The organism is Caulobacter sp. GW822-FHT01G02 (assembly GCF_058802865.1).
Genome location: NZ_JBXAON010000001.1, coordinates 634,421 through 649,810, shown reverse-complemented (window position 1 = coordinate 649,810; position 15,390 = coordinate 634,421). Strand labels below are relative to the sequence as shown.

The window sequence follows — 15,390 nt, the reverse complement described above, 5'->3', positions numbered from 1 at the left end:
GAGTATCAAGCCGTAACGTTCGTCCCGCCGCTCGCCGCCGTGCTGGTCGAGGACGAGGTCGTCATCGCCTTGTCCAGCTGAGCCAGCAGCTTCTGCATCAGGTCGGCGGTGGCCGTGGAGCCCGACATCAGGCTGGCCAGGGTCGAGGACGCATCGGTCCCGGTCGACTTGCCCTGGTCGAGCAGGGCCGCGAACTCGCCGCCGCTCAGCGTCCCGTCGCCGTCCTGGTCGGCGGTCTTGATCAGGTCGGAGGCGGCGCTGGTTCCGCTCGTACTGTCGCTGCTGTTGGCGGCGGCCAGTTCCTCGGCCGAGACCGTGCCGTCCTTGTTGGTGTCCAGGCTCTCGAACACGCCGCTCGAAGCCGACGCACCCTCCGCGCCGCCGGAGGGGGGCGGACCGTGGTGGTGGCCGTGCGCGCCGCGCGTCGCCTGGGCGGACGACTGGTTCGCGGCGGCCGTCGTGATCGCCGACGAGATCTCGGACGACGACAGTCCGCCGTCGCCATCGGTGTCGAGAGCCGACATGATGTCCGACGCCATCTTGTCCTCGATCCCCTTGCCCTTCGCGCCATCGGGGGCGTTGGCGGCCAGGGCCGAGGAGAGCTCGCTGGCGCTCATCTTGCCGTCGCCGTCGGCGTCGCCGGCCTTCATCAGCGCGCTGGTCAGGTCGTCGACCGACTGGGTCGAGAGCAGCGACGAAAGCGTGTCACCCTTGAAATGTTGGCCGGGCCCGCCGCCTCCGCGCATCGGCGGCGGGCCCTGCTGGCCTTCCGCCCCCTGCACATTTTGCCCGATGGACTGGAATTCGGTCAGCGAAAGCTGCCCATCGCCGTCGGCGTCCGCGGTCTTGAAGGCCGCCTGCTGCAGTTGGCGAAGCTGGGCCAGACTCGTCGATGAGCCAGCGCTGGTTATGGTCATAGTGCTCACCCTCTGTTGGGAGGTCGCCTGCGTGGGCGAGCCCCTTCCATCGCGCCGAGTGTCGACGCCCGAAGGATCACGCGAGAAACATTCCAATTTTCAGCATGTTGCGGTTAAGACATGAGGCATTTCGCGGGCAAGGTTAACGCTGCACGGCGGCCGCGAAACACGCTCCTCCAGCTCGCGCGGAGCGCGCGCTACCGGCCAGTTAGCTCGCGGACCAGGGCCGTGCGGTCGTAGACCTTGCGCAGCGCCTCGACGATGGCCGCCGACGACACCGACACCGTCCGGTTCTTGGTTCCGTCATAGCCATAGGCGCCGCCCAACGCATGGATGTTGCCGTCGAAGGCCACGCCGACCAGCCGCCCCTTGGCGTCCAGGACCGGCGAGCCGGAATTGCCGCCGATGATGTCGTTGGTGCTGACGAAATCGCACACCGTGTCGAGCTTCAGGTCGTCCCTGGCGCCCAGCCAGCGCGGCGCGGCGGCGAACGGTTCGGCGCCGGTGACGCGGTCGTAGAAGCCGGCGAAGGTGGTGACGGCCGGAACCGCCCGCCCCTGCTCGCGCCAGCCGGCGACCTGGCCGTAGGACAGGCGTAGCGAGAACGTGGCGTCCGGATAGACCGCCTCGCCCAGCACGGCGAACCGGGCCCGGGCGATCTTCTCCGCGGCCTTGTCGACGGGCCCCGAGACCTCGGCCTCGTAGGCGGCGCGGGCCGCGCGCGCCAGCGGATCGACGCGGCGGACGAACTGGATCAGCGGGTCGTCCGAAGCCTCGACCGCGTCCAGTCCGCCCTTCCACAGGGCGTCGCGCACCTCGGGATCGCCGAGCCGGCTTTCGGCCAGGCGTTCGGCGATGGCCTCGGGGCTTTCCCGGCCCAGCAGGGCCCGGACCTGCGGCGCGTCGACGGTCAGGACCTCGCGGGTCTTGAGCAGCCAGTGCTCCAGATAGACCCGCTCCAGCACCGGATCGACCGGCGGCAGGTCGGCCAGCTTGCGCTCGATCATCGGCAGGCGCGTGTCGGCGTATTCCGGCAGCCGCGCGGCATTGGGTTTGGTCCGCTCCCGCGCCGCCCGGACCAGCAGGCGGGCATAGTAGTAGAGATCCGAACCGCCGCCCGCCCCGCTCTCCAGCATCCGCCAGGCCGGATAGAGCTCGGCCGCCTGGGCTTGAGCGGCGGCGATCTGGTCCCAGGCCGCGCCGGTCTCCGCCGCCAGCTTCGGATCGGCGGCCACCTTGGCGCGCAAGGCGTCCTCGACCGCGCGCTTGGCGCCCATGAAGGTCTTGTCGTTGAGCGCGGCCTGCTTGCCCAGCCCCACCTTGTAGCTGTTCTCGACCCAGGCCAGGCCTTGCGTCGCGGCGCGGGTTTCGCCCTGTCGCCGCAGCTGGAGCAAGCGGCCGCGCAGCTCGGCCCGCTGCAGCTGCTGCATCGGCAGGACGAGGTCGCGCTGGGTCTCCAGCTGGGAAACCGTCAGCTGCCGGTCGGTCGCGCCGGGATTGCCGACCACGAAGGTCGGCTCGCCTTCGACCGGAGCACTGGTCCGCAAGCCGAGAAAGCCCGGCGTCGCGGCCGGCTGGCCGTCGGCATAGAGCCGCACGAACGCCGCATCGAGCGCGTAGCGGGGGAAGTTGTAGTTGTCGGAGTCGCCGCCGAACGCGGCGGAGGCCCTTTCCGGCGCGAAGACCAGCCGCACGTCGTCATAGCGGCGGTACTTGTAGACCTTGTACTGGCCGCCCCGGAAGAAGCTGATCGCCTGGCAGCGCAGGGTCTGGTCCTGGCCGCAGGCGGCGAGTTCGGCCAGCGCCAGCGCGCCCTCGCGGGCCTGGACGAAGTCGCGGCCGGCCCTGCCCGCCGCCGCCGCCCGCACCTGGTCGGTCACGTCGGTGATGGTCAGCAGCACCTCTGCCTGCAGGCCGGCGCACTTGCGCTCCTCGTCGCGGCCATCGGTCAGGAAGCCGTCCTGGACGTAGTCGCTCCCGCCGTCCGACAGGGCCTGGGCGCAGTCGGCGAGGCAGTGGGCGTTGGTGGCGACCAGGCCCTCGGGGCTGACGATCCCCCCCGAGCAGCCGTTGGTCAGCCGCACCGCCGCGGCCTGGGCGGCGTCCAGCCAAGCCTGGTCCAGGGTGACGCCATAGGCCTGGCGGATCGCCTCGACCGGGACCTTGTCGAAGGTCCACATCCCCTCGTCCGCCCGCGCCGGCGCCGTCGCGGCCAGGGCGAGGGCCACGACGCTGAACTGAGCGGACGCTGTGCGAAGAACCGTCATGGGCCCGTGGATCGTTGCACTCCGTTCGCCGCTTAGCGCCGGCGCCGAGGACTAGCCAGCCTCCTTCCGCGCACCTGTCCAATATTTCATGCCTGCAACGCCGCCTTACCCCGATTTAACTTGGCCGCTCAACGATCGCCGTTCATTGCTGCAACCATCGGTTTGGGGGAGCATGGTTTCGAATGTCGTTGGCCTTGGCCACACTTCTCTATGAGTGGCGTCGTTACATGGCGGCCGTGGTCGCTCTAGCTTTTTCGGGCCTTCTCGTCCTGGCCCAGGTCGGCATGTTCGTCGGCATCGGCAAGGGCTTCACCGCCCAGATCGACCGCGCCCGCGCCGACGTCATGGTGCTGGGCCCTGGCGCCAAGGCGCTGTTCGGCGGCCCCTCGGGCCTGCCGCGCCGCATGATCCCGCTGGTCTACAGCCATCCCGAAGTCACCCAGGTGGCCCCGCTGGACGGCTCCGGCGGCCGCTTCCAGAATATCCTGAGCCCCGAGCAGCAGGCCAAGGAAGAGGCCCGCGCCAAGAAGGCCGGCAAGGGCAAAGGCAAGGGCGCTGGCAGCTCGGCCCGCAAGAGCGAATTCGTCAACGTCACGGTGATCGACGCGATCCCCGGCTACGTGACCGTGCCCACCGACTACACCCAGTCGATGATCGAGGCCCTGCGCCGCCCCTACGCCGTGGCGGTGGACGAGACGGCCCTCAAGCGCCTGGGCGTCAAGAAGGGCGACAAGGCCCTCTACAACGGCAAGACCATCAACATCGCCGTCGTCACCCGCGGCTATCCCAACATCATCCAGCCGACGCTCGTCATGTCGCGCGACACCCTGCGGATGCTGGGCGAGGCCGACACCGGCCAGCGCGTCGGCCCGCTGATGGTCGAGATCCAGGATCCGTCGCGCGCCGAGATCGTCGCGGCCCAGCTGAACAAGAAGGCCGACGGCAAGTTCCGCGCCTGGACCCGCCAGGAGCTGGCCGACGCCAATTCCGGCGCCATGCTGGACGACCAGATCATCGGCATCATGCTGGGCTTCTCGGCCTTCCTGGGCCTGCTGATCGGCGTGGCCATCACCTGGCAGACCCTGCGCGGCGCGATCATGGCCAACATCAAGGAGTTCGCCTCCCTGCGCGCCCTGGGCGTGTCGATGGGCGACCTGCGCAACATCGTCATGGAGCTCAGCTTCTGGGTCGGCTGCGTCGGCGTGCTGGCCGCGGGCCTGTTGACCTGGCTGGTCTCGCTACTGGCCGTGGCCGGCGGCGTGCCGATGTACTTCCCGCCGACGCTGGTGATCATCGTCGCCGTGTTCCTGATCCTCATCGCCATGCTCTCCGGCTTCCTGTCGCTGGGCATCCTCAAGAACAGCCAGCCGGCGGACCTGCTGCGATGAGCAACGATCACAGCCACAAGCGCGGCCAGAGCGCGCTCACCGCCAAGGGCCTGGTCAAGCGGTTCAAGACCGGCCGGACCTTCATCGAGGTGCTCAAGGGCGTGGACTTCGACGCCAAGCACGGCGACGTGACCATGGTCATGGGCCCCTCGGGCTCGGGCAAGTCGACCCTGGTCGCCGCCCTCTCCGGCCTCTTGATGCCCGACGAGGGCAAGGTCTCGGCGCTGGAGGCCAAGGACCTGTGGGCCCTGCCGAAAGGCAAGATCGACAAGTTCCGCCTCGACCACTGCGGCTTCATCTTCCAGGGCTTCAACCTGTTCCCGGCCCTGACGGCCAAGCAGCAGGTGATGACCGTCCTGAAGTACCAGGACGTTGGTCCGGGCGAGGCCTCGCGCCGCGCCCAGGCGGCGCTGGAGTCGGTAGGCCTGGGCCCCCGCGTCAACCAGCGCCCGTCGGAGCTGTCGGGCGGCGAGAAGCAGCGCGTGGCCATCGCCCGCGCCCTGGCCAAGAACCCGAACCTGATCTTCGCGGACGAACCGACCTCGGCCCTCGACGGCAAGAGCGGCGAGATCGTGATCAAGCTGCTGCGCGCGGCCGCCACCGAGCGCGGCGCGGCGGTGATCTGCGTGACCCACGACCCGCGGCTCGAGGCCTATGCCGACCGCGTCATCCACATCGAAGACGGCCGGATCCTGGACGACGTGCGTAGAACGCCCGACGCCAATCCCGCGTCGCTCAGCCACTGATTTCCTGGGGGAACCTTAGAATGCCCGCGTTTCTGCGCCGACCCGCCTTCTGGATCGCCATCATCGTCGTCGTGCTGCTCGGCGGCGGTTTCTTCTACATGAAGGGCCAGGCGGCCGAGAAGAAGAAGAAGCTCGAAGCCGCCGCCGCCCAGGAGGAGCCCTCCCCCTACGCGGCCATCGCCCAAGGCAAGGCCGACGTCGAGGGCGGCGTGATCCAGGTGGCCGCGCGCCGCCAGGGCATCGTCCGCGACGTCTATGTTCAGGAAGGCGACCAGGTCGTCGCCGGCCAGCCCCTGGCCAAGCAGGAAGACGACGAGCCGCGCCTGGCCGCCCAGACGGCCACGGCCAGCCTGGCCTCGGCCCGCGCCCAGCTGGCGCTCTACCAGGTGCAGCTGCGCACGGCCCAGCGCGAGTACAAGCGCCTGCAAGGCCTGGCCGCCTCGAACTACGTCGCCGCCCAGAAGCTCGACGCCGCCCAGGACGCGATCTCGCAGGCCAACGCCAATATCGGCGCCCAGTCGGCCGCGATCCAGGTCGCCGGCGCCCAACTCAGCCAGTCGAAGTACCAGCAGGAGCTGACGGTGATCCGCGCGCCGGCCGACGGCCGCATCGCCCGCCGCTACGCCAATCCGGGCGCCGGCGCCTCGACCCTGAACGTCACCTCGATGTTCGACCTCGAACCCAACACCCCGCGCATCGTCCGCGCCGAGATCGTCGAGGCCGACATCCCCAACGTGACCCCCGGTCAGGAAGTCGAGATCCAGCCGGAAGGCGATCCCGACAAGACCTATGTCGGCAAGGTCCTGCGCACCGCCCGCGTGTTCGGCGCCCGCAAGCTGGCCTCGGACGACCCCAGCCAGCGCAGCGACGAACGCGTCGTCGAGGTCGTGGTCAGCGCCGACAGCGCCCCCTTCCTGGTCGGCCAGCGCGTGCTGGTGAAGTTCATGAAGCCCGGTCAGAAGGCGGGCATCAAGCGCGACAAGCCGACCCAGCCGGTGGCCGGCGGGATGACGAAGAAGAAGGGTTAGGGGCGGGGAATAGGCGAGCGGCCCAAAGAAGGATGCCCACTCCAACGGAGAGGGCTTCCAAAAGGGTCCTTGAGCCGTGCTCCGGCGCGCTTCGAGGTCCGACCACGCCCCCTGCGGAACGTTCGCCGGTCTAGAAGTAGCCGGCGTTCTCCAGGTCCTCGGCCAGGCTCGGGCCGATCGGCGTCCACCCCAAGGTCTCGCGCGTCCAGGCGGCCGAGGTCGCCGCGTCCATGCCGGCGAACATGGCGAACCAACCGAAGTGCTCGCTGGGACGGCTTTCGACCGGAAGGGAGAGGCCCTTCCCGATCGCGGCGGCGATGTCCTTGAACAGGACGGCCTCCTCGGCGACGGCGTGATAGCGCTCGCCGCCCGCGCCGCGCTCGATGGCCAGACGGTAGAGGCGGGCGGCGTCCGAACGATGGACGGCCGACCACCGGTTGTCGCCCTCGCCGATATAGGCCGCCACGCCCTTCTCGCGGGCCAGGCCGATCAGCATCGGCACGAAACCATGGTCGCCCTCGCCGTGAGTCGTCGGCGCGAGACGAACGACCGAGGCGCGAACACCCTTCGCGACCAGATCATCGGCGCCGCTTTCCGACATGCGTGGCGACGGGCCCGACGGCCGGTCCGCCTCGGTCGCGACGCGGCCTTGGGCCAGCATGGCCGTTCCGGAGGTCACCAGGATCGGCTTGGTCGTGCCTTCCAGCGCCCCGCCCAGGACCTCGATGGCGCGGCGGTCCTGCTGAGCGTTCTCGGCGAACTTCGAAAAGTCATGGTTGAAGGCGGTGTGAATGACGCCGTCGCAGGCCGCCGCGCTCCGGGCCAGGACGTCGTGGTCGTCGAGCGTGCCGCGCACGACCTCCGCCCCGGCCGCTTCCAGTTGGTCCGCGCCGGCGTCAGAGCGCGACAAACCCAGCACCCGATGCCCGTGGGCGATCAGCTCCTGGACGACGGCCGAGCCGACGAATCCGGTGGCGCCGGTGACGAAAACACGCATGGGAGAGACCTCGGAGGATTTCACTTCGGCCAGACTGCGCGCTAAGCTCATCCTGTTAAAGTAGTGAGCTTATACAGGTATAAGGCCTAACAGGATGAACGCGCCCCTCCTCGGTGAAAACAAGCTCGGCGCCTATCTGCGTGATCGCCGGGCCCGACTGGACGCCGCCGCCCTGGGCTTTTCCAGTCCGCGCCGCCGCACGCCGGGCCTGCGCCGCGAGGAGGTCGCCCAGCGCGCCCACATCAGCGCCACCTGGTACACCTGGCTTGAACAGGGTCGAGGCGGGGGTCCGTCGGCCGACGTGCTGGACCGCATCGCCCGCGCCCTGATGTTGACCGAAGTCGAACGCGAGCACCTGTTCCTGTTGGGCCTGGGTCGACCGCCAGAGGTCCGCTACCGCGAGGCCGAAGGCGTGTCGCCGCGCCTGCAGCGGGTGCTCGACGCGCTGGATCCCAGCCCGGCCATGATCAAGACCCTGACCTGGGACGTCGTCGCCTGGAACCGCGCCGCCACCGTGGTGCTGGCCAACTACGGCGATCTGCCGGTCGAGGAGCGCAATATCCTGCGGCGGATCTTCTGCGATCCGCGGGCCCGGGCGATCAACGAGGAATGGGAGCACGTGGCCCGCTTCGTGGTCGCCGCCTTCCGCGCCGATGTCGCGCGCGCCGGGGCGGGGGCCGAGACCTCGGTCAACGCTCTGGTTGATGAACTCAGCCGGCGCAGTCCCGACTTTGCGGCCATGTGGGCGGAAAACGACGTCCGCTACTACGGCGACGGCATCAAGCATCTGCGCCATCCGGCCCTGGGCCAGATCGCCTTCGAATACTCCGCCTTCGCGATCGATGGCCGGCCGGACCTGGGGATGATCGTCTACAATCCAGCGACGCCGGAAGAGTTCGAGCGGGTGCGGGCGCTGGTGGAAGCGAGTTGAGCTGAGTCCATCCTCCGGGCGTCGCCCGGGGCGCTCCGCTTCCCTTCCCTGCATTCAGCGGCCAGCCGCGTGAAGTCGAACGCGCGTGCGCCTCATGCAGGAGGATCGCTCCCCTTGACGCCCCCTCTCCCGCGCCGCACAACACGGCCAAACCAAACATGCGTTTGAGGGAGACTTGGGCATGGCGGACATCCGCTTCGACGGCAAGGTGGCGATCGTGACGGGCGCCGGCGGCGGCCTTGGCCGGCAGCACGCCCTGGAGCTGGCGCGGCGCGGGGCCAAGGTCGTGGTCAACGACCTGGGCGGCAGCGTCGACGGCTCGGGCGGCTCGTCCGAGGCGGCCCAGAAGGTGGTCGCGGAGATCGAGGCGTTCGGCGGCGAAGCCATCGCCCACGGCGCCTCGGTGACGGATGACGCCGGCGTCGCCAACATGGTCCAGACGGCCATGGACAAGTGGGGCCGCATCGACATCCTGGTCGCCAACGCCGGCATCCTGCGCGACAAGACCCTGACCAAGATGGAGCTGGCCGACTTCGAGCTGGTCATGCAGGTGCACGTGTTCGGCACCTTCAAGCCGATCAAGGCGGTCTGGGACATCATGAAGGCCCAGAACTACGGCCGCATCGTCGTGACGACCTCGTCGTCGGGCATGTACGGCAACTTCGGCCAGAGCAACTACGGCGCGGCCAAGATGGCGGTGCTGGGCCTGATGAACACCCTCAAGCTGGAGGGCGCCAAGAACGACGTGAAGATCAACGCCATCAGCCCGGTCGCGGCCACCCGCATGACCCAGGGCCTGATGCCGCCGGAAGTGCTGGCCAAGCTGGCGCCGGAATATGTCACCCCGGGCGTCGTCTACCTGTGCTCGGAAGAGGCGCCCACCGGCGCGGTCCTGACCGCCGGCGCCGGCGCCTTCGCCCTGTCGCGCATCTACGAGACCGAGGGCGTCTATCTGGGCGAGGACGGCCTGTCGGCCGAGGAGGTCCGCGACAACTGGGACAAGATCACCGCCGAGGACGGCCAGAAGGCCTACTTCAACGGCGGCGAACAGGGCCAGAAGTTCTTCCGCAAGATGGCTGGCGGCTAAATTGGCATAAGCATTGCCGCTTTCTCGCCAAGTCACGGCGCGGTTTTTTGACATAACGACGATTGATACGGGGCCTTCACGGCCCCGTATCTTTATCAAAACTGACAAAATTCATGTTCTGGACAATTTATAGCAACGGTATTTGAACAGATGCGTTAAACGCGGCGCTCCTCGAGCGCCCAACAAGCGTTCGGCCAGCCTCTTCCTCCCCAAGAAGGTCGCACGTCAAAATGTCTCTCTCGCGTACCAGCCTCGCCGCCGGCGTCGCTCTGCTGGCGCTCGCCGCCGCGTCCCAGGCCTCCGCTTCGGCCTTCTACCTCCAGGAACAATCGGTGCGCGGCACCGGCCGCGCCTATTCCGGTGAAGTCGCCGACAAGGGCGTCGGCAGTCTGTGGTGGAACCCGGCCTCGATCGCCGGCATCCAGCGCAACGAAGGCTATATCGGCCTGAACATGATCCAGGTGGACTCCAAAGTCACCAACACCGGTTCGACCATCACCCGTCCGGTTCCGCCGGCCGGCCTGACCACCCCGATCGGCGGCGCCAACACCGCCTATGACCCGATCAACGATGGCATCGTGCCGAACGCGGGCGCCGCGTTCCGCATCAACGACAAGCTGGCGTTCGGCGTCTCGGTCGCCGCGCCCTACAACTTCACCACCGAGTACAACGCCGACAGCTGGACACGCTACGACGCCCTGAAGTCGCAGCTGCGAACGGTCAATGTCGACGGCGTCGTCGCCTATCGCGTCAACGACATGATCGACCTGGGCGTGGGCGTCACCGCGCTCTACGCCGACGCCAAGCTGACCAACGCCCTGCCGAACATCTCGCCGCTGCAGGCCGATGGCGTGCAGGCGCTGAAGGGCGACGGCTGGGCCTATGGCTACACGGTCGGCGCGCAGATCCATCCGAACAAGGCCCTGACCATCGGCGCCAGCTATCGCTCGAAGATCGACCAGAAGCTGGACGGCACCGTGACCGTCGGCGGCCTGCTGGCCCCGATTCCGGCCGCCAACAACTTCTCGGTCGACGGCCAGGCCAAGATCACCCTGCCCTGGATCGCCAACGTCGGCGCCCGCTGGGCGGTGAACGACCAGTGGACCCTGAACGCCTCGGTCAGCCGCGTCGGCTGGAAAGAGTTCGACGCCATCCGCGTCAGCTTCCCCGGCGGCGGCTCGACCAGCGTCCAGAACTACAAGAACGTCACCACCTACGCCGCCGGCGTCGATTATCAGGCCTCGCCGCGCCTGACCCTGCGGGCCGGCGTCCAGTACGATCCGACCCCGACCCCGGACGTCGGCCGCACCGCCCGTGTGCCGGACGGCGACCGCATGATGTACGCCGCCGGCGCCACCTGGGCCGCGACCGACAACATCAAGCTGGACGCCGCGATCAGCTACATCAGCTTCGATGACAGCAAGATCAACCGCACCGACGTGACGGCGACCAGCTCGACCGTCCGCCTGAACGGCGACGTCACCGGCTCGGCCGTCGTGCTGGCGACGGGCGCCCGCTTCAGCTTCTAAGGCTGACGCACCGCTGAAAGTGGAAAGGCCGCTGGAGCGATCCAGCGGCCTTTTTCATGCTCCAAAGCTTGTCATCCCGGCCGCAGCGCAGCGGAGAGCCGGGCCCCAAGGGCGACCGCAACGGGCCTGGCCCCTGGGTCCCGGACAGCCTCTGCGAGGCTTCCGGGATGACAGGAATTATTGGTCCTGCACCATTCCCCACAACGTCTTCGCCGCCGCGACGAAGACCTCCGCCGCCTGGCCCTTGGGCTCGGAGATCACCGCCGGAACGCCCTCGTCTCCGCCCAGGCGGACGGCGATCTCGATCGGCACGCGGCCCAGCAGGGGCACGCCCAAGCGCTCGGCCTCGGCCACGCCGCCGCCCTCGCCGAAGATCGGAATCGGCGCACCGGTCGAGGGATCGGGGAAGAAAGCCATGTTCTCGATCAGGCCCAGGATCGGGGTGGCGGTCTTCTGGAACATCGAGGCCGCGCGGCGGGCGTCGATCAGGGCGATTTCCTGCGGCGTCGTGACCAACACCACGCCGTCGATCCGCAGCTTCTGGACCAGGGTCAGCTGGACGTCGCCGGTGCCGGGCGGCAGGTCGACGACCAGCACGTCCAGCGGCTGGGCTTCCGAGCCCCAGGCCACGTCGTGGATCATCTGGCGGACGGCCGAAGAGGCCATGGGCCCGCGCCAGATCATCGCCTTGCCCTCGTCGACGATGAAGCCGATCGACATCAGCTTGACGCCGTGGGCTTCCAGCGGCTGCAGCTTCTCGTTCTCGAACAGCGGGTCCCCATCGACGCCCATCATCTTGGGGGCGGAAGGGCCGTAGATGTCGGCGTCCAGCAGCCCCACGCGCAGGCCCATCCTGGCGAAGGCGACGGCGAGATTGGTCGAGACGGTGGACTTGCCCACCCCGCCCTTGCCCGAGGCCACGGCGATCACGTGGCGGACGTGGGCGGGCTTCTCGGCTTCCGGCGGCGGGACCACGCGAGCCTGCGGATCTTCGCTGATCTTGGCGCCCTTGCGCACCCGGGTCGCGCCCTCGACGGCCTGAGCGGTCAGCACGACCTGGGCCTGCTCCACGCCCGGCAGGGCGGCCAGGGCCTTCTCGGCGGCCTCGCGGACCGGGGCGTAGGCGGCGGCCTGGCTGGCCGGGACCTCCAGCATGAAGCCGGCGCGGCCGTTGCGGACCACCAGGCCCTGCACCAGGCCGGCGGCGACCAGCCCCTGCCCGCTCGCCGGGTCGGCGATGCGGTCCAGCGCCACGCGAGCGTCGTCGAGGGTAGCGGTCACGGGCGAGGCCTCCGGTTGGGAGAGCCTGATATCCGCGCGACCGCCCGCCTTTACAAGTGCGTAGCGCCGCGTAACGCGTGACGACGTCCCTCCGTCGCGCCCGAGCGCTAGGCCGCCATCTCCTCGACCGACGCCTTCAGCAAGTCCAGCACGTGGTGCAGGCTGTCGGCGATATGCACGCACTTGTCGTGCATCTCCTCGTTCGGATCGAGGATATCGGGAACCATCACCGTCATCATGCCGGCCGCGTGGGCGGCGCGGACGCCCGGGTGGCTGTCCTCCAGCGCCAGGCAGTGAGCCGGGTCGACGCCGAGGCGCTCGGCGGCCAGCAGATAAGGATCCGGGTTCGGCTTGTGCCGGGTGACGTCCTGGTGGGCGACCACCGCGTTGAAGCGGCGCAGCAGGTCGAAGCGGCCCAGATATTTTTCGACCGCGATCATGCCGTTCGAGGTGGCGATGCCGCGCGGCAGGCCCCGGTCGTCCAGATAGTCGAGGATTTCGATCACCCCGGCCTTCAGCCTGGTTTCGGCCGCCAGCAGGTCCTCGACATCCGCCCAGACCCGCTCGAAATAGGCCTGGACCGGAAACTCATCGCCATAGAGGTCCCGCAGCATGAGGCCGCACTCGGGCGTCGTCTTGCCCACCATCGCCGCGTAGGTCTCGCCGGTGAAGTGGACGCCGAAGACGGATCCGGCCTCGATCATGGCGGCGCGGTAGACGATCTCGGTGTCCAGTAGCAGGCCGTCCATGTCGAAGACGACGGCCTCCACGCGGCGGGGAAAGCTCACTGATGGAACTCCTCGGTCCTGTAGCCCTGGAAGTAGAGCAAGGTGGTCAGGTCGGTATGGTCGACCTTGGCGTCCGCCTGGGCCGCCACGATCGGCTTGGCGCGATAGGCCACGCCCAGGCCCGCGGCCTCGATCATCGCCAGGTCGTTGGCGCCGTCGCCCACGGCCAGGGCGTCGGCCGGGGTCAGGCCCAACGCCGCCGTTTCCTCGTTGAGGGCGGCCAGCTTGGCTTCCTTGCCCAGGATCGGGTCGCCGACGTGGCCCGTCAGCGCGCCGTCCAGCTCGATCAAGGTGTTGGCGCGGTTCAGGTGGAAGCCCGCGGCCTTCGCCACCCGGCTGGTAAAGAAGGTGAAGCCGCCCGAGACCAGGGCACAGCGCGCGCCGTGCTTGGCCATGGTGCGGACCAGAATCTCCGCGCCCGGGTTCAGCCGGACCCGCTGGTCGTAGCAGCTCTGCAGCGCCTCGACGCCCAGACCCTTCAGCATGCCGACCCGCTCGCGCAGGGCGCCTTCGAAGGCCAGCTCGCCGCGCATGGCGCGCTCGGTGATCTCGGAGACCTGCGCCTTGACGCCGGCGAAGTCGGCCAGCTCGTCCAGGCACTCGACGTTGATGATCGTCGAGTCCATGTCGGCGATCAGCAGGCGCTTTCTGCGGTTCGGGACGGGCTGGACCGCGAGGTCGACCGGCAGGTCCGCCAGGTCGGCCTTGAGCGACGGTAAGTCGCCGCTTTCGACGAAGAAGTCGGCGGCCAGCGGCCCCAAGTCCTCGCGACGGCTGGACAGCCTGGCTTCGACGCGCGACACGGCTTGTGCGTATGCGTCGGGGTCGGCCCCCACGACGGTGAGGACGGTCGGAATGGTGGAGAGTTCGGACATCGCGCCCCGCATCTGGCTGATCGCGGGCCCGACCGCAAGCGGCAAGTCCGCCCACGCGCTGCAATTGGCCGAGTGGACGGGCGCGGAGATCGTCAACGCCGACTCCATGCAGATCTATGCCGGCCTGCGCGTCCTGACCGCCGGCCCGTCCGCCGAAGAGCAGGCCAAGGCGCCGCATCACCTGTTCGAAGTGGCCGACGCCGCCGTCGGCTGGTCGGTCGGCCGCTGGCTGGAAGCGGCGACCCAAGCCATCGCCGAGATCGAGGCGCGCGGCAATCCCGTGATCGTGGTCGGCGGCACCGGCCTCTATTTCCGCGCCCTGACCCATGGCCTGGCCGACGTGCCGCCGGTGTCAGAAACCCAGCGCGAGATCTCGGGCCTGCTCTATGCCGCTCGGGGCGAGGAAGCGTTTCGCGAGATTCTGAAACCTCTAGACCCGGAGGCCGAGGCCCGCATCGAGATCGGCGACCGCCAGCGCCTGGTCCGCGCCCACGCCGTGGCCGTGGCCACCGGCAAGTCGCTGACCTCCTGGCAGACCGACACCAAGCCGGCGCTCAAGCCGGGTACATGGGAGGGCCGCGTCCTCGATCCGCCCCGCGCCGAGCTCTATGCCCGCTGCGACGCGCGGCTGTCGGTGATGGTCGAGCGAGGCGCCCTGGACGAGGTGCGGGCCATGGAGGCGCGCGGTCTGGATCCCTCCCTCCCCGCCCTCAAGGCCGTCGGCTATCGCGAGTTCGCCGCCCACCTGCGGGGCGAGACCACGCTGGAGCAGGCCCTCGACGCCGCGCGCCAGGAAACCCGCCGCTACGCCAAGCGCCAGCTGACCTGGTTCCGCAACCAGACGCCGGACTGGGAGCGCATCAGCGCTCCGTGATGGTCCCTACGAAAGAAGCATGATGTCCGACCTCCACGCCCTCGCCGAACGCGTCGCCGCCAGCCTGATCGCCCGGGGCGAGACGATCGCCATCGCCGAGTCCTCGGCCGGCGGCTTGATCTCGGCGGCGCTGCTGGCCGTGCCGGGGGCGTCGAAGTTCTATGTCGGCGGCGCGGTCGTCTACACGGCCCGCGCGCGCCTGACCCTGATGGACATCCCGCAGAAGGCCATGGACGGCCTGCGCTCGGCCAGCGAGCCCTATGCAGTGATGCTGGCCCGCGTGGCCCGCAAGAATCTGAAGGCGACCTGGGCCCTGTCGGAAACCGGCGCGGCCGGCCCTGACGGCAACCGTTATGGCGACGCGCCCGGCCACTGCTGCATGGCCGTGGTCGGCGAGGAGGTCTCGGTCAGCACGACGCTCGAGACCGGCAGCGACCAGCGCGCCGCCAACATGCAGGCCTTCGCCACCGGCGCGCTCGGCTTCCTGGCCCAGACCCTGGACGCGCTGGAAGCCTAGAACCGCATCCGCGGGAAAGCGTCGACCGCGCGCGTCGCCGCGCCGGCTACAAATTCACGCCGTCCGAACGCCGACGCGCGCCCTCGTTCCAGAACCAGGACCGTGCGAGGGAAAACCTGCCCCTCTCAAGTGAGGGTCCGGCAAGGTCGCGCCGCCCCAAAGGCA

At 69.0% G+C, this 15,390-nt stretch carries 14 protein-coding genes; 8 read left to right on the top strand and 6 right to left on the bottom strand.

From position 1 onward, the window contains the following. Nucleotides 1–5: 5 nt before the first annotated feature. Together AC1RNC_RS02940 and AC1RNC_RS02935 are read right to left on the bottom strand one after the other, a co-directional pair. Nucleotides 6–917 (bottom strand): EF-hand domain-containing protein, encoded by a 912-nt coding sequence (locus AC1RNC_RS02940; RefSeq protein ID WP_492883583.1) that lies wholly within the window; start codon nt 915–917, stop codon nt 6–8. A 197-nt stretch (nt 918–1,114) separates the two neighbouring features. Further along, the gene (locus AC1RNC_RS02935) at nt 1,115–3,184 is read right to left on the bottom strand and encodes a S46 family peptidase (protein ID WP_492883581.1); all 2,070 of its coding nucleotides are present in this window, start codon (nt 3,182–3,184) and stop codon (nt 1,115–1,117) included. Between the two features lie 182 nt (nt 3,185–3,366). On the opposite strand from AC1RNC_RS02935, the gene AC1RNC_RS02930 reads away from it, so the two are divergent. From AC1RNC_RS02930 to AC1RNC_RS02920, 3 genes are read left to right on the top strand one after another with little or no spacing between them, the layout of a single operon-like run. After that, nucleotides 3,367–4,572, top strand: coding sequence for an ABC transporter permease (locus tag AC1RNC_RS02930; RefSeq protein WP_492883579.1), 1,206 nt, complete (start codon nt 3,367–3,369; stop codon nt 4,570–4,572). Next, nucleotides 4,569–5,318, top strand: a complete 750-nt coding sequence (locus tag AC1RNC_RS02925; RefSeq protein WP_492883577.1) for an ABC transporter ATP-binding protein — start codon at nt 4,569–4,571, stop codon at nt 5,316–5,318. The genes AC1RNC_RS02930 and AC1RNC_RS02925 overlap by 4 nt, the downstream gene beginning before the upstream one ends. 20 nt (nt 5,319–5,338) lie before the next feature. Further along, nucleotides 5,339–6,346: an HlyD family secretion protein gene (locus AC1RNC_RS02920; RefSeq protein ID WP_492883575.1), complete on the top strand. Its 1,008-nt coding sequence runs from the start codon at nt 5,339–5,341 to the stop codon at nt 6,344–6,346. 130 nt (nt 6,347–6,476) lie between these two features. On the opposite strand, the gene AC1RNC_RS02915 is transcribed toward AC1RNC_RS02920, so the two are convergent. Beyond that, nucleotides 6,477–7,343, bottom strand: coding sequence for an SDR family oxidoreductase (locus tag AC1RNC_RS02915; RefSeq protein WP_492883573.1), 867 nt, complete (start codon nt 7,341–7,343; stop codon nt 6,477–6,479). Nucleotides 7,344–7,437: 94 nt separating this feature from the next. Between AC1RNC_RS02915 and AC1RNC_RS02910 the strand changes: the two genes are divergently transcribed. From AC1RNC_RS02910 to AC1RNC_RS02900, 3 genes are all read left to right on the top strand, one after another. Next, the gene (locus AC1RNC_RS02910; RefSeq protein ID WP_492834780.1) at nt 7,438–8,274 is read left to right on the top strand and encodes a helix-turn-helix transcriptional regulator; all 837 of its coding nucleotides are present in this window, start codon (nt 7,438–7,440) and stop codon (nt 8,272–8,274) included. 181 nt (nt 8,275–8,455) lie between these two features. Further along, nucleotides 8,456–9,361: an SDR family NAD(P)-dependent oxidoreductase gene (locus tag AC1RNC_RS02905; protein ID WP_492883571.1), complete on the top strand. Its 906-nt coding sequence runs from the start codon at nt 8,456–8,458 to the stop codon at nt 9,359–9,361. Nucleotides 9,362–9,591: 230 nt separating this feature from the next. Further along, nucleotides 9,592–10,890: an outer membrane protein transport protein gene (locus tag AC1RNC_RS02900; RefSeq protein ID WP_492883569.1), complete on the top strand. Its 1,299-nt coding sequence runs from the start codon at nt 9,592–9,594 to the stop codon at nt 10,888–10,890. Nucleotides 10,891–11,067: 177 nt separating this feature from the next. On the opposite strand, the gene AC1RNC_RS02895 is transcribed toward AC1RNC_RS02900, so the two are convergent. The 3 genes from AC1RNC_RS02895 to serB all read right to left on the bottom strand — a co-directional run bounded on the left by AC1RNC_RS02895 (nt 11,068) and on the right by serB (nt 13,834). Then, entirely contained in the window at nt 11,068–12,171 is a 1,104-nt protein-coding gene (locus tag AC1RNC_RS02895; RefSeq protein WP_492883568.1) for an Mrp/NBP35 family ATP-binding protein, read from the bottom strand. Between the two features lie 107 nt (nt 12,172–12,278). Next, nucleotides 12,279–12,959 carry an HAD family hydrolase gene (locus AC1RNC_RS02890; RefSeq protein WP_492883566.1) on the bottom strand — a complete coding sequence of 227 codons (681 nt, stop codon included), beginning with the start codon at nt 12,957–12,959 and terminating at the stop codon, nt 12,279–12,281. Next, nucleotides 12,956–13,834, bottom strand: a complete 879-nt coding sequence (serB, locus tag AC1RNC_RS02885; protein WP_492883564.1) for a phosphoserine phosphatase SerB — start codon at nt 13,832–13,834, stop codon at nt 12,956–12,958. Before serB ends, AC1RNC_RS02890 begins: the two co-directional genes overlap by 4 nt. Here serB and miaA point away from each other — a divergent pair. Both miaA and AC1RNC_RS02875 read left to right on the top strand, forming a co-directional pair. Beyond that, nucleotides 13,815–14,708 (top strand): tRNA (adenosine(37)-N6)-dimethylallyltransferase MiaA, encoded by an 894-nt coding sequence (miaA, locus tag AC1RNC_RS02880; protein WP_492883562.1) that lies wholly within the window; start codon nt 13,815–13,817, stop codon nt 14,706–14,708. The two genes, serB and miaA, sit on opposite strands and share 20 nt — an antisense overlap. A gap of 22 nt (nt 14,709–14,730) precedes the next feature. Continuing rightward, nucleotides 14,731–15,225 (top strand): CinA family protein, encoded by a 495-nt coding sequence (locus AC1RNC_RS02875; RefSeq protein WP_492884381.1) that lies wholly within the window; start codon nt 14,731–14,733, stop codon nt 15,223–15,225. Nucleotides 15,226–15,390: the final 165 nt, after the last annotated feature.